General features: G+C 68.1%; 16 protein-coding genes. 3 read left to right on the top strand and 13 right to left on the bottom strand.

Annotation, left to right across the window (positions count from 1 at the left end):
- The first annotated feature begins 81 nt into the window (after nt 1-81).
- Together ASE67_RS01780 and ASE67_RS01775 are read left to right on the top strand one after the other, a co-directional pair.
- Nucleotides 82-1,323, top strand: a complete 1,242-nt coding sequence (locus ASE67_RS01780) for a type III PLP-dependent enzyme (protein WP_082456885.1) — start codon at nt 82-84, stop codon at nt 1,321-1,323.
- A gap of 184 nt (nt 1,324-1,507) precedes the next feature.
- Nucleotides 1,508-2,560, top strand: a complete 1,053-nt coding sequence (locus ASE67_RS01775) for a 1,9-bis(guanidino)-5-aza-nonane synthase (protein ID WP_055756247.1) — start codon at nt 1,508-1,510, stop codon at nt 2,558-2,560.
- A 75-nt stretch (nt 2,561-2,635) separates the two neighbouring features.
- On the opposite strand, the gene ASE67_RS01770 is transcribed toward ASE67_RS01775, so the two are convergent.
- The gene (locus ASE67_RS01770; protein ID WP_235511745.1) at nt 2,636-5,443 is read right to left on the bottom strand and encodes a DUF3857 domain-containing protein; all 2,808 of its coding nucleotides are present in this window, start codon (nt 5,441-5,443) and stop codon (nt 2,636-2,638) included.
- Nucleotides 5,444-5,593: 150 nt separating this feature from the next.
- Between ASE67_RS01770 and ASE67_RS01765 the strand changes: the two genes are divergently transcribed.
- Entirely contained in the window at nt 5,594-6,562 is a 969-nt protein-coding gene (locus ASE67_RS01765; RefSeq protein WP_055756243.1) for an alpha/beta hydrolase, read from the top strand.
- 50 nt (nt 6,563-6,612) lie between these two features.
- Here the strand turns inward: ASE67_RS01765 and ASE67_RS01760 are convergent, their stop codons facing one another.
- From ASE67_RS01760 to ASE67_RS01705, 12 genes are all read right to left on the bottom strand, one after another.
- Nucleotides 6,613-8,499 (bottom strand): XrtA/PEP-CTERM system amidotransferase, encoded by a 1,887-nt coding sequence (locus ASE67_RS01760; protein ID WP_055756241.1) that lies wholly within the window; start codon nt 8,497-8,499, stop codon nt 6,613-6,615.
- 1 nt (nt 8,500) lies between these two features.
- A complete protein-coding gene (xrtA, locus tag ASE67_RS01755) occupies nt 8,501-10,021 on the bottom strand; it encodes an exosortase A (protein WP_055756239.1) in 1,521 nt (506 codons plus the stop codon).
- Nucleotides 10,018-11,175 (bottom strand): TIGR03087 family PEP-CTERM/XrtA system glycosyltransferase, encoded by a 1,158-nt coding sequence (locus tag ASE67_RS01750; RefSeq protein ID WP_055756237.1) that lies wholly within the window; start codon nt 11,173-11,175, stop codon nt 10,018-10,020. Before ASE67_RS01750 ends, xrtA begins: the two co-directional genes overlap by 4 nt.
- Nucleotides 11,172-12,221 (bottom strand): FemAB family XrtA/PEP-CTERM system-associated protein, encoded by a 1,050-nt coding sequence (locus ASE67_RS01745; RefSeq protein ID WP_055756235.1) that lies wholly within the window; start codon nt 12,219-12,221, stop codon nt 11,172-11,174. Before ASE67_RS01745 ends, ASE67_RS01750 begins: the two co-directional genes overlap by 4 nt.
- Entirely contained in the window at nt 12,218-13,057 is an 840-nt protein-coding gene (locus ASE67_RS01740; RefSeq protein WP_200922141.1) for an XrtA system polysaccharide deacetylase, read from the bottom strand. The genes ASE67_RS01745 and ASE67_RS01740 overlap by 4 nt, the downstream gene beginning before the upstream one ends.
- A 19-nt stretch (nt 13,058-13,076) precedes the next feature.
- Entirely contained in the window at nt 13,077-14,249 is a 1,173-nt protein-coding gene (locus ASE67_RS01735; protein WP_055756895.1) for an ExeA family protein, read from the bottom strand.
- Between the two features lie 251 nt (nt 14,250-14,500).
- Nucleotides 14,501-16,108, bottom strand: coding sequence for a hypothetical protein (locus ASE67_RS01730; protein ID WP_055756230.1), 1,608 nt, complete (start codon nt 16,106-16,108; stop codon nt 14,501-14,503).
- Nucleotides 16,105-17,022, bottom strand: a complete 918-nt coding sequence (locus ASE67_RS01725) for an AAA family ATPase (protein WP_055756894.1) — start codon at nt 17,020-17,022, stop codon at nt 16,105-16,107. Before ASE67_RS01725 ends, ASE67_RS01730 begins: the two co-directional genes overlap by 4 nt.
- Nucleotides 17,023-17,036: 14 nt before the next feature.
- Entirely contained in the window at nt 17,037-18,560 is a 1,524-nt protein-coding gene (locus ASE67_RS01720; RefSeq protein WP_055756228.1) for an XrtA system polysaccharide chain length determinant, read from the bottom strand.
- Nucleotide 18,561: 1 nt separating this feature from the next.
- On the bottom strand, nt 18,562-19,161 hold the full coding sequence (locus ASE67_RS01715) for an XrtA/PEP-CTERM system exopolysaccharide export protein (protein ID WP_235511744.1): 600 nt from the start codon (nt 19,159-19,161) through the stop codon (nt 18,562-18,564).
- Nucleotides 19,162-19,335: 174 nt separating this feature from the next.
- Nucleotides 19,336-20,568 carry a pyridoxal-dependent decarboxylase, exosortase A system-associated gene (locus ASE67_RS01710; RefSeq protein WP_055756224.1) on the bottom strand — a complete coding sequence of 411 codons (1,233 nt, stop codon included), beginning with the start codon at nt 20,566-20,568 and terminating at the stop codon, nt 19,336-19,338.
- The gene (locus ASE67_RS01705; protein WP_055756222.1) at nt 20,565-22,067 is read right to left on the bottom strand and encodes an AMP-binding protein; all 1,503 of its coding nucleotides are present in this window, start codon (nt 22,065-22,067) and stop codon (nt 20,565-20,567) included. Before ASE67_RS01705 ends, ASE67_RS01710 begins: the two co-directional genes overlap by 4 nt.
- Nucleotides 22,068-22,285 lie beyond the last annotated feature (218 nt).

Below are 22,285 nucleotides of genomic sequence, written 5' to 3'. Positions count from 1 at the left end.
GCCTCCGCTGCCCCATGGGACTTCCAACCGCAAGGCAGCTTTTGTCACCGTATGCCGAAAGGCAATTGGAGGTCCCTTGAATTGGCCAAGCACTATAGCGCGCTGGGGCTAGCTGCCCCCTTTATCGCCCGTGACTCCTCCTTCGAGCGCGGGATCGACATTGCAGAGCGCCGACCGGTCGAACCGGTCACGCTCGTTCGCCCGCACGCCGCAGCGCGCGCAGCCCGATTCTTCGTAGAGAAGTTTCCGGGACGCTCGATGTACGCGGTAAAGGCGAATCCGTCGCCAGATCTGCTCCGTGTCCTGTGGGACAACGGCATCGTCCACTATGACACCGCGTCGATCGGCGAAGTGCGTCTGGTGAAGGCGACGCTGCCGGAAGCGACCTGCCACTTCATGCACCCGATCAAGGCGCCGGAAGCGATTGCCGAAGCCTATTTCGAGCATGGCGTGCGCACCTTCTCGCTCGACAGCATGGATGAGCTGGATAAGATCGTCGCCGCGACCGACGGCGCGACCGACCTGACGCTCTGCGTCCGGATGCGCGTGTCGTCGGAATATGCGAAGCTGTCGCTCGGGTCGAAGTTCGGCGTCGGCCAGGCGGACGCCCGGCAGCTGCTGATGGCGACCCGCCAGGTCGCCGATGCGCTAGGCATCTGCTTCCATGTCGGCAGCCAGACGATGGCCCCCGACGCCTACGCCAATGCGATGGAGCGCGTGCGCGCCGCCATCGTCGATGCGGGCGTTACCGTCGACGTGATCGATGTCGGTGGCGGTTTCCCGTCGCGCTATCCGGGCATGACCCCGCCGCCGCTGGAGCGTTTCTTCGAAACGATCCACCGCGCGTTCGAAAGCCTGCCGGTCAGCTATTCGGCCGAACTCTGGGCCGAACCGGGTCGTGCGCTGTGCGCCGAATATGCCTCGGTCGTCGTCCGCGTTGAACATCGCCGCGGTGCCGAGCTGTTCATCAACGACGGTGCCTATGGCTCGTTGTTCGACGCGGCGCATATCGGCTGGAAATATCCGGTGCAGCTGCTGCGGCAGCCGGAATCGGACGCCCGCGACATGGACTTCAGCTTCTGGGGTCCGACCTGCGACGATATCGACCAGATGAAGGGCCCGTTCCCGCTTCCGGCCGATACGCGCAGCGGCGACTATTTCGAAGTCGGCATGCTCGGTGCCTATGGTTCGGCCATGCGCACTGCGTTCAACGGTTTCGGCAATGGTGAGACCGTCGCGACCGACGACGAACCGATGGAGTCGATGTATATCGAGCTCGATCCTGTTCCGGCGTTCGTGTCGAACAACGTCGTCAAGCTGTAACCAGCCTCCCCTAACCGACCACCTCCCCCTTCCCGCACTTTGCGGGAGGGGCCGGGGGTGGGCTTTGCATGGCTTTGCCGCTATGCGACCGCCATCGGCTCCTCCCGCATCCGTGGGCAGGAGGCTAAACCGGGTTTCCGCGTCCCCATAACGACGACGGCTTATCGATGATGATGGGACCATCATGACCGACACGACGATCAACGACACCCGCAAGGCGGAACTGCTTTCGACCACCGTCGAGCATGTCGACATCACCAAGTTCGACGCCCGCCCGATCATCGACGCCATGGGCAAGATGAGCTTCACCAGCCGCGACCTCGCGCGCGCCACCCGCATCTACAACCAGATGCTGGAGGACAAGGACTGCTCGATCTTCCTCGTGATCGCCGGGTCGACCTCGGCCGGCGGCTGCATGGACCTGTACGCCGAACTGCTGCGCTCGAACATGATCGACGGCGTGGTCGCGACCGGTGCGTCGATCGTCGACATGGATTTCTTCGAAGGGCTTGGCCACAAGCACTATCAGGCGCTGGAAATCCCCGACGACAACGTGCTGCGCTCGCTCTACATCGACCGCATCTACGACACCTATATCGACGAAGAGCAGCTGCAGGATTGCGACCACACCATCGGTGAGATCGCCAATTCGCTCGAGCCGAAGGCCTATTCGTCGCGCGCGTTCATCCGCGAGATGGGCAAGTATCTGTCGGAGCACGGCAAGAAGGAAAACAGCCTCGTCAAGCTCGCCTACGAGCATGACGTGCCGATCTTCTGCCCAGCGTTCGTCGACAGCTCGGCCGGCTTCGGCCTGGTCAAGCACCAGGTCGACCGTGCGAAGGAAGGCAAGCCGTACATGGTGCTCGACGCCATCGCCGACTTCCGCGAACTGACCGACATCAAGATCAAGGCCGGCACCACCGGCCTGCTGATGATCGGCGGCGGCGTGCCGAAGAACTTCATCCAGGACACCGTCGTCTGCGCCGAAATCCTCGGCCATGACGATGTCGAGATGCACAAGTACGCGGTGCAGATCACCGTTGCCGACGTGCGCGATGGTGCCTGCTCGTCGTCGACGCTGAAGGAAGCGGCCAGCTGGGGCAAGGTCGACACCGCGCTCGAACAGATGGTCTTCGCCGAAGCCGGGTCGGTCATGCCGCTCCTCGCCTCGGACGCATATCACCGCGGCGCGTGGAAAAACCGTGCGAAGCGCGCGTTCGGCAAGATGTTCGACTGACCGGTCGACACAGCCCGGATACCGAAACGGCGGGGGAGCGATCCCCCGCCGTTTTTCGTTTGGACTGGCAGCGCCCTACATCTTGAACCCGTACCGCGCATATTGCCGGTCGACCGTAGGATCGATCCGGCGCGCCAGTACCAGGTCGGCCGCCGCTTCCGCATCACGCTGCGTCGCCTTGTAGACGGCCGCACGCAGGTAGAGGCTGTTGGCCATGTCAGGATCGGCGGCCAGTACGGTATCAAGGTCGGCCAACGCCTCGGGATAGCGCCCCATGCGATACCAGACCAACGCCCGGCTATCGAGCGCCTGCAGCGTATCGTCGCTCAGCTCGATCGCCTTCGTGCAATCCTTCAGCGCCGTGTCGAGCATGACGTTGCGCGTTCCCTTTGCCCAGCATCGCCCGTTCAACAGGGTGGGCGTGCCCGGCTTGGCGGCGATCAGCGTGTCGTACAGCGCGATCCCCTCCTTCGGATCACCGAATTCGCCGAGCAGTTCCGCCTTCTTCTCCCGCAGCGACGCCCGCGATTCGCCGCCCGCCGCGATGCGTTCGTCCAGCAGGACGATCGCGCTCTTCAGATCACCCATCGCCGCACGGGTTTCCGCCACCGCTTCGATCGCACCTTCGGCTGCGGGATCGAGGGCGCGCGCCCGTTCGGCATCGGCCAGCGCCTTGGGAAGGTCCCCCAGGTTCGACTGCACCCCGGACCGCGCCAGATAGAGTTCGACCGTGGGTTCCTTCGCGGTCACCTTGTCCAGATCGGACAGTGCCGCGCGATGATTGCCGATCCCGGATTCGAAGGCGGCCCGGCTCTGATACCCGCTCATCTCCTCGGGATCGGCGGCGATCGCCTTGCCAAAGATGGCGCGGATCGCCTGCACCTGGCTCGATTTGGCCAGCGTCGCGCTGTCCAGCGTCCAGCGGCGCGGCGTGTCGACTGGTGCTACGACGCGCGGCACATTGGCCTTGGCGGTCGCCACCGCATCGCGCTCCGCCGCGATCCGCGTTGCCGGCACCTCGGCACCGGTGGCGTCGAAGCGCTCGTCCATGGCGATCGTCCCGCCGGCCAGCCGAGTCGTCCGCTTGACCACGAAACCCGCCAGCCGCTGGTCGGCATCCGCCGTCCCCTCCAGCGTGAAGCCGCGCCCGCCCTCGGGCAACTTCACCCGCACATGCCGCTCCAGACCGATCGGCGGCGACCCGGCGACGGGAATGGCGTTCCAGTCGGGCCGGCTGCGGTCGGGTGCGAAGTTCATGTCGGCCAACTGCCCGCCCAGCGACCGCTTGCGCCGCCGATCCTCGATGCTCCAGTTCGTGGTGACCACCCCCTTCGCGCGCACCACTACATCGCCGCTCGCCGCATCGGGCGTGATCGTGCCGTCGGCGAACTGCCCCTCGCCGACCGCTTGCTGCAGGATGGTGGAAATCAAATCGCGCTGTTCGTTCGGCCCGATCAGGCTTTTGGCCGCACGCAGCTGCGCCGCCATCGGGCCGTGCGTGACCATCGTAACCTCGATCGGGCTGGGCAGGTCGAGCGCGCTGCTTTCGTCCGCCACGATCGTCACGCTGGCGATCGGGCGGGCATTGGGATGCGTTTCGATCAGGATCGGCGTCGCGCCGGCCGTACGGATCGGCAGGACATAGCCAACCCCCGGCGTGTCGCGGATATCGGGCAGGCGAGCGTTGCTCCCCGTCCCGTCCAGCCACAACACCTGCCCATCGATCGTCGCACGCACGAACACATGGTTGAAGGCCGCTGCACTCGGCAACCGCTCCGGCACCGCATCGCCCAGCCCGACATTGGCGACCACCGGCTCCGCCTCGATCCCCATGGCGTGCAGCATCGCCAACAGCATCAGCGTTTTGGCCTTGCAGTCGCCGTAGCGGACTTCCCATGTCTTTGCAGGGGTTTGCGGGACATAGTTGCCACCGTCCATCCCGACTGCGAGATAGCGAATCTTGTCCTGCACCAACTCCAGCGCACGCTGCGCCCGGCCGATCGGGGTCGCGTCCGCCTTCTGGATCGCGGCGACCTCGTTCGCCAGCGGGCTGCCCGGCGTGATCAGCCCGTCGGTCTTGTACAGCGGCACGAACGTCCGCGACACATCGGCCCAGTCGGCAAAGCTCGCCACCTCGATCAGCGGCGGCCGGCGATAGCGTGCCGGTGCATCCTCGGGCATGTCCTTGGGCTTGGGCGCAGGCATCGCCAGGGTCAGCTCGGTCAGGTTGCCCTTGCGCACCGGCGTCGCGGTCACGCCGTCCGCCAGAATCTTGTATTTGGGCGCGCTGTCGCTGGACCACAGGTAGCGCACCCGCCCGGCCCCGATGCGCAGCGGCAGCGCGGGCAACGGCACCACGTCCTGCACCCGTCCGCCCAGCGCCGGATCGCGCCCCGTGACCGAGAAGCGCAGGTCGAGCTGATCGCCGACCTCCAGCCCCTCGACCGCCAGCGTCGCGGTCAGGATACCGGTCAGCTCGCGCTGCTCCAGCGATTGTTCGCGGCGCAGGACCGTGAATTTCTGCCCCTTGGCCAACAGGTCGATCCGCTGGTCCCCGCGCAGGATGGTCAGGCCATGGATGATGAGGTCGCCCTTGTCCGGCGCCCATGGCAGCGTCAGCGTCGCCGCCTGCGACAACAGCTCAGCGCTCGCGATCCGGGTGCGCTGATGGACATAGGAGGTCAGCCGGTCGCCCTCGATCCGCTTCTGGAAATCGAGCAGGACCAGCGGCGGCAGTTCGTCGACCGGCGTCGCGGGGATCGCGGGCGGCGCACTGACCCACGCGGGTGCCGGCTGATAGAGCGGCGTTTCGCTCGCCCAGGCAAGCGCCGGCAACCCCGCCGCCGCCAACGCGACCGCCTTCACCACGGCAAAACGCTTCACTCGAAATCCCCCCGATACGCGGCGGCTCCCGCCGACTTCGCAAAGGTCTATCGACCCGCTGCCGATTGTCGAGCGCTTTGGTCGAAGCCTCGCTTTTCCTCCACGCTCCGGGCAGTTAGGCTGTGGGAAGACGAACAGGGAGTGGAGTGGATGATCGACCGGCGGACCATCTTGGGCGCGAGCCTGGCGTTGCCCCTGGCGGCAAAGGCGGCGGCCCAGACGGCGCAACCCGTGCCGGGCGGCGAACGCCTCACCCCCTGGCCCCCGCGCGAACATTTCCGCCTGTGGCCCGGCCGCGCGCCCGGCGCCCGCGCCACGCTGCCGACCTATGCCCCATCGATGAACGGCCGCCCCGACCTGCGCGAACTCTGGCTGCGCGGCGTGTCCGATCCGGAGGTCGGCGTGTTCCGCCCGGCCCGGCCCAATGGCACCGCCGTCCTGTCGATCCCCGGCGGCGGATACGGCTTCGTCTCGATCGAGAATGAGGGGATCGACGTGGCGAAGGCGCTGAACCCCGCCGGCATCACCGTCTTCGCGCTCGCCTATCGCCTGCCCGGCGAAGGCTGGGACAACCCGCAGGACGTGCCGCTGCAGGACGCGCAGCGCGCGATGCGGCTGATCCGCGCCAATGCCGCGCGCTATGGCATCGACCCGGCGAAGCTCGGCATTTGCGGCTTTTCGGCGGGCGGGCATCTGGCGGGATCGCTGACGGTGGCGCATGACGATCCGGTCTACAAGCCGATCGACGCCGCCGACCGCCAGTCGGCGCGACCGGCCTTCACCGGCCTGATCTATCCAGTCACCAACATCGCCGCGATGACCCGCGAAGGCTCCGGCCAGCCCGACGGGCCGATGACCGTCTATCGCCGCTACAATATACCGTTGGGGGTCACGCCGCAGACCCCACCGGTGTTCCTGGCGCATTCGGTCGACGATCCCGTCTGCCCGGTCGACCAGTCGCTGGAAATGCTCGCCGCCTGCCGCCGGGCGAAGGTGCCGGTCGAGGCGCATCTGTTCGAACGGGGCGGCCATGGCTGGGGCGCGCTGCATTCGCCGATGGACAGCCCGCAGCGGCTCTGGACCGAACTGTTCCGGCGCTGGATTGGCGAACACGTCTGACACCACGATGCCGTCACCCCGGACTTGATCCGGGGTGACGATAGAACGAGTTACCCGAACAACCGCCGGGCACTCCGCTCCAGCATCACCAGCTGCCACAACGTCCGCCCATGCTCCGCCCGACCGGCGCGATGTTCGGCCGCCAGCCGCTCGATCGCGTGGGGGTCGAACCACGTCGCCAGCACCGGCGAGCGCGCCAGCCCTGCTGCCTCGTCCGCCAGGGTCCCACGAAACCACGCGCTGACCGGCGTCACGAACCCCATCTTCGGCCGATACAAAATCTCGCGCGGCAACCACGGCTCCAGCGCCTTCTTCATCAGCCACTTGCCCTCGCCGCCGCGCAGTCGCAGCTTCGCGGGCAAGGTCGCGCAAAACTCGATCAGCCGGTGGTCCAGCAACGGCTCGCGCGCCTCCAGCGCAACCGCCATGCTCGTCCGGTCGACCTTGGTCAGGATATCACCCGGCAGCCAGTGGCGGAAATCGGCATATTGCGCCCGGTCCAGCGCATCGCGTCCCGGCGCCTGCCGCATCGCCGCGACATAGCGCTCCTCGCCACGATAGCCGCCCAGCTGCCGCGCCATCGCCGCGCCGTACAAACCCTGCCGCACCGTCGGGGTTGTTACGCCGACCGCCTGCGCATAGGCTTCGTCGCCATCCTGCGCAAGCGCCAGCAGCGTCGTCTTTGCGCGGAACGGGCGCGGGGCCCAGTCGGCCTTGGGATAGACATCGCCCAGCGCCCCGAACACCGGCTCGCGCAAAGACTGCGGCAGCAGCGAGCGGACCCGCTCCTCCGCCGCGTGAAATTTGTACCGGCGATACCCGGCCAGCGCCTCGTCCGCGCCATCGCCCGACAGCGCGACCGTCACTCGCTCCCGCGCCAACGCACAGACCTGATAGGTCGCCAGTGCCGAGGCATCGGCAAAGGGTTCGTCGAACGCCGCGACCAGCGTGTCGATCAGCCCGAAATCGTCCGACCTGACCGTCCGCACCGCATGGTCGGTGGCAAAGCGCCCCGCCACCAGCCCGGCCGGCCCGCGCTCATCATGGCCCGCTTCCTCGAACCCGATGGTGCAGGTCTGCACCGGCGAGCGGCTCGCCTCCGCCATCAACGCCACGACCGCCGACGAATCGACCCCGCCCGACAGGAACGCGCCCAGCGGCACATCCGCGACCATCCGCGACCGCACGCCCTCGCGCATCCGCTCGACCAGTTCGGCCTGCAGGTCGCGCGTGCTACCCTTGGCCCGCTTCGAAAAGTCGATGTCCCACCACTGCACCGGCTGCGGCACACCGCGGCCGCGCTCGATCAGCAGGAAATGGCCGGCGGGCAGCTTCTTCACCCCCGCCACGATACAGGCGTCGTCGGGCACATAGCCCAGCGCCATATAATCCTCGATCGCCGCCACATCGGGCGTGCGGCGCACCAGCGGATGGGCCAGCAGCCCTTTCAGCTCCGACGCGAACGCCACCGCGCCGTCAGACAGTTCGACATAGTGGAGCGGCTTCACCCCCATCCGGTCGCGGGCGAGGAACAGCGCCTGCCGCCCGGCATCATGGATCGCAAAGGCGAACATCCCGTTCAGCCGCGCCAGCATGTCCGGCCCCCATGCCGCCCACGCATGGAGCAGCACCTCGGTATCGCCCTGCGTGCGGAACACCGCACCCTTGCCCTGCAATTCGCTACGCAGTTCGGCGAAGTTGTAGATTTCGCCGTTGAAGCTGATGACGACCTGTTCGCCCGGCAACGCCATCGGCTGCGGACTGCCCGCGACGTCGATGATCGACAGCCGGCGATGGCCCAGCCCTACGCCCGGCGCGGTCCACACCCCCGACCCGTCGGGGCCGCGATGCGCCTGCACATCGGTCATCGCCGCGATCCGCGCCGGATCGACCGGCTTGGGGCACGCACTGTGATACAGCCCGGCGATCCCGCACATCTCAGCGCATCCCCGCCGCGCGGTCGGCGATCGCGTCGACCGGCCCCGCCGCCGCCACGAAATCGGCGATCGCCGCCCTCGGATCGGCGCCACCCTTGCGCGCCGACAGCAGCACCGCGACCCCGCGCTGCGGCCCGCCCAACAGCTTCGCCTTCAGCGTTTCCAGCTTCACCCGGTCCGCGCTGCCGGTCGTGATCGACCCGATGCGATACCAGGTCGCGACCTCGCGCTCGACCGGGCCGGGCGCGGCCATACGCAGCGACGCGCTGCCCGCGATCGGCGCGGTGTCGGCGATCCGTACCCAGCGGTCGTTTTCGCGGATCGCGCCTGTTCCGAACCCTACCAATTCATGCCCCTCGCCCTGCGAACCATAGACCGCGACGACCATGTCGACGCTCCGGCCCCGCGCATCCCCATAGCGCCCGATCAGGAAATGGTCAGCGCCCGGAAAGTTCGGCACCCATGGCTCGCCATCGACCGCCACCCGCTGCCAACCCGGCACCTGCGGCAGTTCGATCTGCGCGGGCAACACCTGCGCCCGCCGGTCGACGATCCATCCCCATCCGGCAAAGCCGACCGCGACGGCCAGCACCGCCGCCGCCGCCAGCGACCGGTCGGCCACGCGCATCGGCATCGCCTGCACCACGCCCACGTCGAACCACGCCGCATCGGGATCTCGGTCGAACCAGCGCCACCCGATCGCCAGCACCCCCGCCATGGTCAGCGCGAAGAAGACCCAGCCATAGACGATATGGTCGAACCCCGTCGCCGCCTCGACCGAGGTCAGGTGCGCGGCATAGATCGTCCCCGCCGCACGGATGCCGTTGGCGATCACCGGCAGGACCAGCGCAACCGCCATGAACGCCACCCGCCGCCCCCACGCGACGTAGCAGACATTGGCGACCAGCGTGCCGTACGCGACCATGGCGATGACGAACTTCGATCCCGAACACGCCTCGGCCACTTCGAAATAGCCGTTGGGGATGGTGATGAGCACCCCGTCGACCGCCGCCGGCACGCCCAGCAGGTGCAGCAGCGGCATGGTCAGCGAGACCGTCGCCGATTGCAGCCAAGGTTCCAGAAAGTCGCCAAACGGCACCAGAAAGACCATGTACGCCAGCGGAAAGGCGATGCCCCGCGCCACCCGCGCACCCAGCAGCGTAACCACCGCCCCCTGCAGCATCGCGACCAGCCCGACATGGCGGAACAACGCAACTGCCGCCGCCTCCCCGACCAGCCACACCGCGCCACCGCCGGCGGCGATGGCCAGCCCCGGCCACCACGCCTGCGGGGTCAGCTGCGCCAGTTCCCGCCGCCGCTGCCACACCAGCCAGCCGATGATCGGCGGCACGAACAGGCAATGGCCATAGGTGGTCGAATTCCACCAGATATCGGCCATGCCGGCGGCATCACGGTGAAAGATCGCCAGCAACGCCACCCAGATTCCGCCCAGCGCCAGCAACGCCCGCCGCCATGCCGGGTCGATCGCGACGCGCGGCTGCTCGAGCGCCATGCTGCTCATGCCAGCCCCAACAGCCCGGCGAGCGGCGCCAGTCGCGCCTCCCAGCCATAGCGCGCGATCGTCCTCGCCCGCGCCGCCTGTCCCAACGTGTCCGCCGCCACAGGATCGACCAAAACCTCTCCGATCTCCTCGGCGAATCCGGCTGCATCGCCGGCGACACGGATCGTGCCCTGATGGTCGATCCCCTCCGCCGCCGCGACCGAAGCGACCACCGGCCGCGCCATCGCCATCGCCTCCAGCACCTTGTTCTGGATACCGCGCGCCAGCAGCAGCGGCGCGACGACCACCGCCGCCGCCGTGATCCAGCCGCGCACATCGGCGACTTCACCGGTCACGACCACCCGTTCGCACGCCAGCGCCCGCACGGCGGCGGTCGGACTACGCCCGACGATCGCAAAGCGCGCATGCGGGATCAGCGGCAACACCTCACCCACGAACCAGCGCACCGCCTCGACATTCGGTCGATAATCCATCTGCCCGGTGAATACGATCAGCGGCCCGGCCGCATCGACCGGCACGACGCTGGCGGGGTCGAAGAACGCCGTATCGATCCCGTTCTCGATCGCAACGACACGATCCGCCCCCGATGTCCGCCGGAACAGAGCAGCCTCGGCTTCGCTCACCAGCAGCGAAGCGCGCGCCCGGCCCGCGACAGCCGTCTCGAACGCCGCCAGCTTACGCGCCTCGCGTCGCATCATCCAGCGCATCGGCCCCTTCGCATCATCGGCATAGGCCGCAAACTTCGCCGAATCCATGTCCACAAAGTCCATCACGAACGGCAAATCGGCGGGCAGATACTGCGCCATCTGCCCCGAATAGACATAGACCGCAGCATAATGCCGCGCGGCCATCAGCTCCGCCACCGCGCCCCGCATCGCCGCACTGTCGAACGCCGCCTCCGACACCGTGCGCCCGCTCGCCAGCGCCTCGACCGCCGCCCGCGCATTACCCTTGGTCCGGGGCAGCACCTTCACGCTGGCGCACCACTGCCCCAGCGCGTCCTCATGCCCCATGTCGCGCGGATCGTCGGCGAAGGTCGCCAGATGCACCCGGCCCAGCCCGCTCAGATGCCGCAAAACATGGTGGCTGCGCACCTTGTCGCCACGATCGGGAGGATAGGGAACGCGGTGGGCGAGGAACAGGATGTCGCTCACCCCAGCCCCTTCGCAATGAACGGCCCGACACGATTGGCGACCGCGAGCGGCAGCTTCTGCCACGCCGCGATCTTCAGCCGGTATTTGGGGTTCAGCGGGCTGGCATCGCGCGGTGCCGCGCCATCGGCGGTCCAGGTCGGGTAACCCAAAGGCTCGCCGACGAAGCCCCAATTCTTCTTGTACGCCGCCGGCCCGGTCCCGACCTTAGACCGCCCGAAATCGAACGCGGTGCAGCCTTTCGCGCGGGCATGGCGCATCAGTTCGAAATACATGCGTTCATTGGCCCGCAACCCCCGCGCCGCCGCCGTGCCCCCGCCCCAATAGGGATAGACCGTGCCCCGCCAATACACCGACAGGACGCTCGCCACCGCTTCACCGCCATGGCGCACGGTCAGCACATCGGCGTCCGCGCCGAACCGGCGGATCACCTCGGCAAACAGCGCCTTGGGAAAGACCGGCGTACCGAGGTTACGCACCGACGTGCCATAGACCCGGAAATGCTCTGCCAGCGCCCTCCGGTCCCGGCCGACCGCCACCTCGAACGGCTCGGCCAGCGCCTTGCGCACATCCGCCCGCTGCTTGCGCGGGATCGCCAGCAATTCGGCATCGTCATCGCCCGCCAGCGGCCGCACGAACCCGACATAGCGCGTGTCGTCCCATGTCCAGCCCGGCCCTTCGATCGGTACCCCGCCGCGCATCTCGATCGTCGGGCACTTCAGCTCCCGCGCGACCTCGACCGCCGCCGCCGCCAGCGCCACGCCCGCCGCCGGATCACTCGCCAGCACACCGCCGCCCACACCAAAACCGGTCGACACCAACGCCGCCCCGAACAACGGAGAGCGGACATGCGTCAGCAGCACGATGCCCTGCAATGCACCACCGGCCTCGGCCAGCAGCATCCGGAAATCCTGCCCACAGCCCGCCGCCGTCGCCTCGCCCCACACGGGCAGGTGAAAGGGAGTTCCCTGGGGATGCGCCGCGACGAACGCCTCTACCGCCGCACGCTCCGCCGGATTGGCCAGATCGGCCCGCCGGACGACGGTCACAACGAAACCGCGCGCTCGGCGACGATCCGGTCGGCCCGGCCCCAGTCATGGTGCGCCATCAACCGTTCGAGCTTCCCCGCCATCGCCCCCAATCGCGAATAATGCCGCACCTTCGACTTCAGCGGTGCATTCCGCACGCGCGGCTGACCGGGATCGATTTCCCATGGATGGAAATAGAACATTGCCGGATGCGCGTCCGCGCGGTTGCTGCGCACCACCGCATCCTCGACCACCCGGTTCGGCAACAGCCGGAAAAAGCCCCCGCCCGCCGACACCTCACGCCCCAGCACCTTCGCCAGCGTGATCGGCCATTCGATCAGGTCCGATCCCGCGACCGGCCGGTGCAGCACCCGCGGCGCATCAACCCAGCCATAATGGTCATGCGCGATCGGCGCGACCGACGAGGAATAGGCATAGCCCTCCTCCGCCAGCACATCGTGCGCCCACGGCGTCCGCCGATCGATCGAGAAGCTCGGCGCGCGATACCCCGTCACTGCCTGCCCCCCGGCATCCTCCAGCGCGACCTTTGCGCGGGCCAGATCGGCGCGAAATTCCTCGGCGGTGAACGTAAAGACCCGCTTGTGGTCCCAGCCATGGCTCGCCAGCTCATGCCCGCCCTCGACGATCCGCCGCATCAGCGCCGGAAAGCGATGCGCGACCCAACCGAGCGTGAAGAACGTTGCCTTGACCCCACTGGCGGCGAACAGGTCGAGCACCGCGTCGGTATTCGCCTCCACCCGGCATTCCAGCGCGTCCCACTCGCCCCGGTCGATGACCGTTTCGAACGCACCGACCTGAAACCAGTCCTCGACATCCACCGACATCGCGTTGCGCATGGCAGGGGGCACGCCGCGTTCAGCCGGCGGCGCGGATCGACGACAGGTCGGGGCGGCGCTGCTCGCCCTCCACCCAGTCGACCAGCAGCGTCAGCACCCGGCGCAACGCGGCATCTTGATCCTCCAGCCGCTCCTCCAGCGCCGCGATCCGCGCGACCAGCGCGTCACGATCGGCCGTATCCACCGGCGCGGGCATGGGGGCATCGGCGACAGCCGCGCCCCAGCTCGGCGCATCGACCACCGACAGATGGATGGGGCGCGGCGGCATCGGTGGCGGCGGCGGAGTCATCGGCAGCGGATCGGCATCGACGATCGGCATCGCCTCGGCAACCGGTGCCGCCTCGACGCGGGCGGCGGGCTCCGGCGTATTCGCCCCCATCCCGTCGCCGTCCAGATCGTCGATCACCTGTTCGATGTCCAGCGACCCGAACTCTTCGATCCCCTCGATCGCGCCATAAAGCAGCACGCGCCCGGCCAGCTGGTTCAACCGGCGCGGCACGCCGCCCGACCAGCGGTGCAGCGCGGCCAGCGCGCCCATGCTGAAGCTCGGCGTGCCGTTCCACCCGACGATCGCGAGGCGGTGTTCGAGATACGGCCCGACCTCCTCGACGCCCATCGGGTCGAGGTGGTGCATCGCGATCACCCGCTGGCGCAGCTGCTCCAGCCGATCCGACCCGTGCAGCCGCTGGCGAAACTCCGGCTGGCCCAGCAGGAAAATCTGCAACAAAGCATAGCCGCCCGCCTGGAAATTCGACAGCATCCGCAGCTCTTCGATCGATCCGACCGGCAGCGACTGCGCCTCGTCGATCACCAGCAGCGTCCGCCGCCCCGACCGCGCGACATTGTGCAAGCCGCGCTCGATCCCTTCGAGCAACTGTGCCTTGGTCAGCCCGTGATGATCGACGTCGAGGCCTGCGGCGACCAGCCGCAGCAGGTCGTCCGCCTCGATCTGGGTCGTGACGATGCGGATGACGTTCAGCCGTTCGGGATCGATCGTCTGCATCAAATGGCCGAGCAGCGTCGTCTTGCCCGTCCCCGGATCGCCGGTGATGACGATGAAGCCCTCGCCCTGGCTCAACCCATAGCCCAGATACGCCATCGCCTTGCGATGGGTGGCGGTGTCGAACCAGAAGGCCGGATCGGGCGTCAGCTGGAACGGGCGACCGGTCAGGCCATAATGATTGTCGTACATCATCGTCTCCAATGGAGGGCTTGTACCCGCCAATCGGTTGAATGTTCGTTTAAATCGGGCGAATTTACCTTGTTCCGTTCCCGGCCGGTAGGGGTAGCCGCCTGCACGAACGACGTCGGCGACAGACTCGCTTACCCCTCCCCCCGTCACCCCGGGCTTGACCCGGGGTCCCGCTTCTTCTTCGACGGCCGGTAAAAACGCCCCCCCGGATCAAGTCTGGGCTGACGCTACGGAAACGGCGCTGATCGGTCCTAAAACCGGAACCCCACCGCCAGCAACGCCTGCGCAATCAAATCCGACTGGCTGCGTTCGACATCATAGCCATATACTCCGGCGGTAAGGCTGCCATAGGCCCGGCCGAAGCTGCGATAATAACCGCCCTGCGCGCCGCCGCCCCATGCGTCCAGCCCGCCCTCGATCCCGCTCGCGAAATAATTGGCGTAGAGGTCAGCGCTGATCGACGACCGGCTGTCGAGCGCCCACTGGCCGAAGCCCTGGACATAATAGCTCTCGTCGCGCGTGCGATAGATGACCGCACCCGGCACCGGCGGGACATAATAGCGCCGGCTGGCATAGCCCGCGCCCAGCCCCAGCCGGGTCGGCCCGCGCGTGATCGAATAGACCGCATCGATCCCCTGCGCACGGAAGGTCGCCGCGCTGACCGACTGGAATACCGGGGTCAGGCAGCCGCCGGCATTCGATGCGCCCTCGGGCGTCACGCCACCACCGAACACGCATCCGCCGTACCGCGCGCCGAACGGGTCCTCGCCGCCGATGTAATTGATCGGCAGTTGCGACAGCGATCCGGTCAGCTGCCGCCCGAACGTCGTCACGCTGTCATACACGCCGACCTGCACCGCCGATGCCGGGCTGACCTGCCATTGCAGCGACCCGGTATAGCTCATCGCCCCGTACCGCCGCCCCAGCCGCGCCTCCAGTGCGGTGCGCGGGGACGGCCGCCATAATACGCCCGCGTCCCAGATAATGCCGTCGGTGTCGTACGCGATGCGCGGTGCAGATGCCGGATCGGTCACGAACCGCCCCGCCCCATCTGTCACCGGAATATTATTCGCATCGACCAGCGGATCGCGCTGCGTCACCTCAATCTTTTCATATCCGACGCCACCGACCGCGGCGAGGGTCGGCGTGATCGGCAACACCGCATCGACCCGGCCGTACGCGCCCTCGAACTTCTGGTCGAGCTGCCCGGCATCCTCACGCACCCATGCGCCCGACACGGTGAAACCGATCGGCAGCAACGTGCCGGCGCGCGTGCCGGCGCTGGCCATCACCAGATGGCTGGTCGCCTCGTCATAATAATCCAGCCGCCGCTGGCCCGGTGCCAGGTTGACGACGCCCGGCGTCTCCGCCTTCACATAGCCGAACTGATAGGTGCCGTTGACCGCAAACGGCCCGACCCGCGTATTGACGCTCGGCCCGGCGTACAGGCCATAGACCTGCGCGGTGTTGACGTTGCTGGCATTGACCAGCGAGCCGAAGCCGCCGCCGCGCGTATCGCCCTGCGCCCGCGTGGCGATCGCGCCGCCCTCCAGGTTCAGCCAGCGGGTGATCTGCACATTGGCACGCGCCAGCCCCGAATGGACGTCACCGCTGCCAAAGTTATCGCCCCAGTCCAGCAGCCGCTGATACTGGTAATTGGCCTGCACCTGCACCCGCTGCGTCGTGATCGTCGCATCGACCCCGGCGGTCAGCTGGGTAAAGGTCACGACGTCGCCATCGTTCAGATCGGCGAGCAATGTCTGCCCGACCTCGACATAGGGCGACACCTCGACGCGCTGCGCCAGCGCCGGGCTTGCCGACGCCACGACCGCCACCGGCAGGGCCACCCACCGCATCATTCCTGATCCTGTCCGTAATAACCGAAGCGCGCGCCCTCCGCCCGGTACGTCGTCGCGTTCAACAGCAGCTGGATATCGTCGCATCCATCCAACAGTGCGACCGCTTCGCGCAGGTCGGATTCGCTGCTGCGGTCGGCGCGGACCACCAGCACCGTCTGCCCGACCAGCGACGCCAGCACCGCCGCCGGCGATGCGGCAAGGGCCGGGGGCGAATCGAAGATCACGATCCGGTCGGGATCGGCGGTCAGCAGCCGCTGCATCACATCCTGCGCATGGTCGCTGCGCAGCAATTCGGTATCGGCATTGGTCCGCTTGCCTGCCGGCAGCACCGACAGCTGCGGCACGTCGGTCGGGATCACCAACGTCTCGACATCGATCGTCGGATCGCCCAGCGCGTCGAGCAGCCCCTTGCCCGCCGGCAGGCCCAGCCGGTCGAGAATGTCGGGCTTGGGGAAATCGGCATCGACCAGCAGAATCTGCAGGTCACGCTCCGCCGCCAGCGACAGCGCAAGGTTGATCGCGCAGAACGTCTTGCCATCGCCCGGCTGCGCCGAACACACCAGGATCATGCGCGCGGCATCGGGGTCGCGCTTCTCGATATCGGCGGCCGTGGTCAGCAGTTGGCGCTTCACCAGCCGGAATTCCTCGGCCAGCGCAGTCACCGGGCCGCCGGGCACCAGCATTCCTGCCTCGGCCAGCATCTCGCGATCGATCCGCGCCGGATCGACCGGGCGGATGCGCGCGGACGGCATCTTGCGTGGGCTCGCCTTGGCAACCGGCGGCACGACCGGCGGCGCCGGCGGCAGGTCGGGCATGGCGACCGGCGGCAGGTCGGGCTTTGGCCCCAGCTGCCAGCGATCCGCCGCGCGCTCCAGCAACGACGCGCGTATGGCCCGGTGCGATTGGTCGTTCACCTTGTCATCCCCACTCACGCCACCAGCCCGCGCCGGGCGAATTCCATGCCCAGCAACAACACGAATGCCGCAACCAGCGCGCCCGCGCCACCCGCGAACAGCTTCAACCGCTGCTTGCGTGTCGCCCGTACCGTGTCGGTCACCACCTCGCCGATCGACCCCAGCACCGGCATCCCGCTGATCTTCTCCAGCTTCTGCGCGGTGGCAAAGCTGGTCTTCAGTCGGCTGAGCGCAAAGGCCAGCGCAACGCCCGCGCCGATGCCCACGACCAGCACCCCCAGCAGCAGCAGCGGCCGGTTCGGCGCGGTGGGCTTGCTGGGTTGGGTGGGGGGATCGATCACGTTGAACTGTACCGCGTCGGTATCGGTCTGCACGCTGCTGCGCAGGCGTACCTGTTCGCGGTCCTGGAACAGCGAGTCATATTGCTGTTTCAGCGACGCGATGTCGCGGTCCAGCTGCGACTGCTGCGCCGCCGCCTGCGGATCGGCCGCGATCTTGGCCTGCAGCCCGTTCAGCTGGCTCTCGATCTGGTTCTTGCGCTGCTGCAATTCGGCCACCCGCGCCTGCCGGTCGCCCTGCGTCGCGCGCAGCTGCAGGTAGAACGGGTTGGGCGACGCCGCCGTGCCACCGCTCACCCCGCCACCCTCGCCGCGCGCCGCCGCGCGGGCGGACGCCAGCTGGCGATTGAGCGCCACCATGTCGGGATGCTGATCGGTCCAGCCACGGCTGCGCCCCTCGGCAATCTGCCCCTCGATCGCGTTCAGCCGCGCACGGGCCGGCCCGACCATCGCCGTGCCCGCCGTGCCGGGCAGCGTCGCCGCCGTCCCCGCCATCTGCGCATTGGCCGCACTCAGGCTGGTCTGCGCCGCCGCCAGGTCGCCATCGATCTGCGCCAGCTCGCTGCGCGCATTCGACATGCGATCATCGAGCGACCCGGTACCCGGCAGCATCGCCATATACTGCGCCTGGAACGCCTGCCGCCGCGCCTCGGCATCGGCCAGCTGCTTCTGCCGCTGCGACAGCTGCTGGTCGAGGAACCGCAGCGACTGCACCGTCGCATCGCGGTCGCTGGCCAGGTTATCCTGAACGAAGATGTCGATCATCTTCTGCACGACTTCCCGCGCGACCTTGGGATTGCCCGACGTCGCCGAAATCTCGAACAGATTGTCCTGCTGCTGCGTCAGCTTGATCGCATTCTGCAACGACGCGATCCGGTCGGCGACGTCACGGTCATTGGCGACCGTTTCGTTCAGCGACGTACCGCGCACCACTTTTTCAAGGTTCACCGCCGACGTCAGCGTCTGGCGGATGCGGTCGATATTCTTCGCCTGATCGTTCTGCGCGACCGCCGCCTCGGCCCCTGGCAGCACCTGCCTCATCTGCACCATGACCCGCGCGGTCGATTGATAGCTGTTGGGAATCTGGCTGACCGCCAGCCACCCGGCGAGGCACACGACCCACGCCACCGCCAACGCGATCCAGCGCCGCTGCCAGACCGCGTGTAGGATCAGCTTCAGCTCGTCATACAGCCCGTCCATCTCAGAACATGCTCTCTGGAATGATGATGACGTCGCCCGGCTGCAACTTCACGTTCGCGCTGGCATCGCCATTCTTCAGCAGGCTGGAGATACGTAGGCCGAATTCCGACTGCTTGCCCGTCGCCCGGTCGTACCGCACCAGCCGCGCCCGGTTGCCCGACGCATATTGGTTGAGGCCACCGACCGCGATCATCGCGTCCAGCAGCGTCATATTGGCCCGGTACGGGATCGATGCCGGTTTTTCGGTCGCCCCCACCACGCGCACCTGCTGGCTGAAGGTGCCGGAGAAATTCTCGACGATCACCGAAACCAGCGGGTCCTTCACATATTCGCCCAGCGCCAGCTTCAGGTCATCGGCCAGCATCGCCGGCGTCTTGCCGGTGGCGGGCATGTCGTTGATGAGCGGCGTGGTGATCCGCCCGTCGGGGCGCACCTGCACCTTGGTCGACAGTTCGGGATTGCGCCACACGAAGATGCTCAGCTGGTCGAGCGGCCCGATGACATAGGCCTCGCCCGGCGCTTCCTTCGCCTGCACGAACGGTGCGGGCGGCAATTCGGGGCGCGTCGTCCCCCCGGCGCACCCGCCCAGCAAGGCCGCCATCGCCACACCCGTTCCCAAACCATGCCTGCGACGCATTACATTACCTCGTTCCGAACGAGCGCAGCCGCATCGGGACTGCGCAGGACCGCCCCTGCTATGCTGCCAAAGGGGTAAAGATAGGGTTGAGTATAGCGAACTTCCGCCGCCCCGCATCCCATAAGGCGTATCGTTCGATCAGTCCCGCAATGGGACAAGGACCTCGCGCGCCGGCGGATGGCCCAGAAACGCCGCCGGGCTGGCCGTCGCACCGTAAGCCCCCGCCTGGAACAGCACGATCGTATCGCCGACCGCCACCTGGGGCAGCGCCACCCGGTCGGCCAGCCGGTCGAGCGGCGTGCACAGGCACCCGACCACCGACGCGGTCATCCCCGGCGCGGCATCCATCCGCTCGGCCACCGCCACCGGATAGTTGCGCCGTACCACCGTTCCGAAATTGCCGCTGGCCGCCAATTGATGATGCAGCCCGCCATCGACCACCACGAACGTCTCGCCCCCGCTGTCCTTCACGTCGACGACGCGCGTGCAATACACCCCCGCCTCACCCACCAGCCAGCGGCCCAGCTCCACCGCAAAGCCGGTATCGGCCAGCACCGCGCCCCGCCGGTCCAGCGCCTCGCCCAGCGCCTGCCCGATGTCCTCGACATCGACCGGGGTGTCGCCCGTGAAATAGGGGATGCCGAACCCGCCGCCCAGATTGACGAACGCCGGCACCGCGCCCGCCTCTTCGCTTAACCGCTCGGCCAGCGCCAGCGTCGCCGCCTGCGCCTCGATGATCGCCGCGCTGTCCAGCGTCTGCGATCCGGCAAAGATGTGGAAGCCGTGCCAGTCTGCGCCCGCCGCGACCAGCCGCCGCACCAGCGCCGGCACCCGCACCGCATCGATGCCGAAGGGCGACGCGCGGCCGCCCATCCGCATCCCCGACCCGCGCAGTTCGAAATCGGGGTTCACCCGAACGGCGATGCGCGGGCGCAACCCCAGCCGATCGCCGATCGCCAGCGCCCGATCGGCCTCGCCCTCCGATTCGACATGCAGCGTCGCCCCTGCCGCAATGGCCTGCGTCAGTTCGTCGTCGCGCTTGCCGGGACCCGCAAAGCTGATCGCCGCCGCCGGCTTCACCGTCAGCGCCAAGGCCAGTTCGCCACCCGACGCCACGTCCAGCCCGTCGACTAGACGGCCCATCGCCGCCAGCACGTCGCGGTGCGGATTGGCCTTGATCGCGTAATGCACGCGCACCTGCTCGGGCAGCGCCGCGCGCAGTCGCGCGACCCGCGCCGCCATCGCCCCGCCGTCATACAGGAACGCCGGGGTATCACCCGCCCGTTCGAGCAGTTCGGCAAAATCCACGCCGCCGACCGTCAGCCGCGACTGTCCGGCAAAGCCCGCCGGGATCGGCCCGACCGGCTTCATGCCGCCACCGCCTTCGCGGCCAGCGCCCGCACCGCCACCCGGTCCAGCTTGCCGTTGGCATTGCGCGGCAACGCCTCGACCCAGACATAATGCGAGGGCTGCTGGAAGCTCGGCAGCTCGCGTCGCAGCCGCGCCCGCACCAGCGCCTCGGCATCCGCCACCAACGCCCGCGCGACCACCGTGATCGCCTGCCCCTGCCGTTCGTCGGGCAGGCCGACCGCGACCGCCTCCGCCACTTCGCCGCCCGCCAGCACCGCTTCCTCCACTTCGGTCGGGCTGATCCGGTTGCCCGCCACCTTCATCATCTCGTCATCGCGCCCGACGAAGCGCAGCAGCCCATCACTGCCCAGCGCCACCGTATCGCCCGACCACACCGCCATGCCGCCACTATCCATCCATTCCGGGGCCGGCCGAAACCGCGCCGCCGTCCGCTCGGCATCCCGCCAATAGCCCTGCGCGACCAGCGGCCCGGCATGGACCAGCTCGCCCGCCTCCCCGGCATCGGCTCGGCTGCCATCGGCGCGCACCACCGCCACCTCGGCAAAGGGGATCGCCGACCCGATCGCATCGGGATTCGCATCGATCAGCGCCGGATCGAGATAGGTCGACCGAAACGCCTCGGTCAGCCCGTACATCGCATAGAGATCGGCGCCCACGAACCGCTCCCGCAGCGCCCGCACCATGCGCGGGGTCAGCGCCCCACCCGAATTGGTCAACCGCTTGAGCCGCGCCGCCGTTTCCGTCGGCCAGTCCGCCTCCAGCACCTGCGTCCACAACGGCGGCACCCCCGCCAGCGTCGTCACGTCGAACCGCTCGACCGCCTTCACCACGTCGCGCGCGGTCAGGTAATCGAGCGGAACCACGGCCCCGCCCGCGGCCCACGTCGACAACAGCTGGTTTTGCCCATAGTCGAAGCTGAGCGGCAGCACCGCCAGCACCCGGTCGTCGGGGGTCAGCTTCAGGTAACTGGCAACCGACACCGCCCCCAGCCACAAATTGGCGTGGCTGAGCATCACGCCCTTGGGACGGCCGGTCGACCCGGAGGTATAGAGGATCGCCGCCAGCGCGTCTGCATCGCGCTCCGCCACGGCGACGGGCTCGCCCTCCGGCGGCTCGGTCAAAACCCGGCACCTGTCCGGTACATCGCCCGCCTCCAGCGCCGCGACCCGCGCGCCTTGCGTCACCAGCACCATCGCACCGCTGTCCGACAGGATATGCGCGACCTGTGCCCGTTTGAGCGCCGGATTGACCGGCACATGCACCAACCCCGCCCGCGCGGTCGCCAGCGGCATCAGGCACGCGGTGCGCGTCTTGGGCAGCCACGTCGCCACTCGTGCACCGGGTTCAATGCCCAGCGCAACCAGCCCCCCCGCCATTCGCGCTACCGCCGCTTCCAATGCGGCAAAGCTCAGCGCCCCCTCCCGATCGATCAGCGCCGGCGCTCGCGCCGCCCCCAGCGAAGGCAGATGATCGATTGTCCGGGCACGCGGAAATTCCATGTCGCCTCCTAGCGCCGATCCGGCGCCAGATACAGGGGGCGCCCCCCCACCCACAACGTCACCCCGGGCTTGACCCGGGGTCCCGCTTCTTCTTCCGCGTCCGCCGCCAACCGAACCAGCGGGACCCCGGGTAAAGCCCGGGGTCACGAAGCGGGCGACGCGACGGCCGCCCCTCGCACACAACCCGACCGTACCCCCGCGCAGGCGGGGGTCCAGAG

Origin of the sequence: Sphingomonas sp. Leaf23 (assembly GCF_001421585.1) — a bacterium.
In the GTDB taxonomy this organism is placed as follows: domain Bacteria; phylum Pseudomonadota; class Alphaproteobacteria; order Sphingomonadales; family Sphingomonadaceae; genus Sphingomonas.
This window is presented reverse-complemented; position numbering and strand designations above follow the sequence as displayed.

What these genes read in the sequence shown, in the direction of transcription:
- ASE67_RS01735 (WP_055756895.1), bottom strand. Translation starts at nt 14,249, where the DNA reads ATGTACGACAATCATTATGGCCTGACCGGTCGCCCGTTCCAGCTGACG.
- ASE67_RS01765 (WP_055756243.1), top strand. Translation starts at nt 5,594, where the DNA reads ATGATCGACCGGCGGACCATCTTGGGCGCGAGCCTGGCGTTGCCCCTG.
- ASE67_RS01730 (WP_055756230.1), bottom strand. Translation starts at nt 16,108, where the DNA reads ATGATGCGGTGGGTGGCCCTGCCGGTGGCGGTCGTGGCGTCGGCAAGC.
- ASE67_RS01715 (WP_235511744.1), bottom strand. Translation starts at nt 19,161, where the DNA reads ATGGCGGCCTTGCTGGGCGGGTGCGCCGGGGGGACGACGCGCCCCGAA.
- ASE67_RS01740 (WP_200922141.1), bottom strand. Translation starts at nt 13,057, where the DNA reads ATGCGCAACGCGATGTCGGTGGATGTCGAGGACTGGTTTCAGGTCGGT.
- ASE67_RS01760 (WP_055756241.1), bottom strand. Translation starts at nt 8,499, where the DNA reads ATGTGCGGGATCGCCGGGCTGTATCACAGTGCGTGCCCCAAGCCGGTC.
- ASE67_RS01710 (WP_055756224.1), bottom strand. Translation starts at nt 20,568, where the DNA reads ATGAAGCCGGTCGGGCCGATCCCGGCGGGCTTTGCCGGACAGTCGCGG.
- ASE67_RS01705 (WP_055756222.1), bottom strand. Translation starts at nt 22,067, where the DNA reads ATGGAATTTCCGCGTGCCCGGACAATCGATCATCTGCCTTCGCTGGGG.
- ASE67_RS01720 (WP_055756228.1), bottom strand. Translation starts at nt 18,560, where the DNA reads ATGGACGGGCTGTATGACGAGCTGAAGCTGATCCTACACGCGGTCTGG.
- ASE67_RS01775 (WP_055756247.1), top strand. Translation starts at nt 1,508, where the DNA reads ATGACCGACACGACGATCAACGACACCCGCAAGGCGGAACTGCTTTCG.
- xrtA (WP_055756239.1), bottom strand. Translation starts at nt 10,021, where the DNA reads ATGAGCAGCATGGCGCTCGAGCAGCCGCGCGTCGCGATCGACCCGGCA.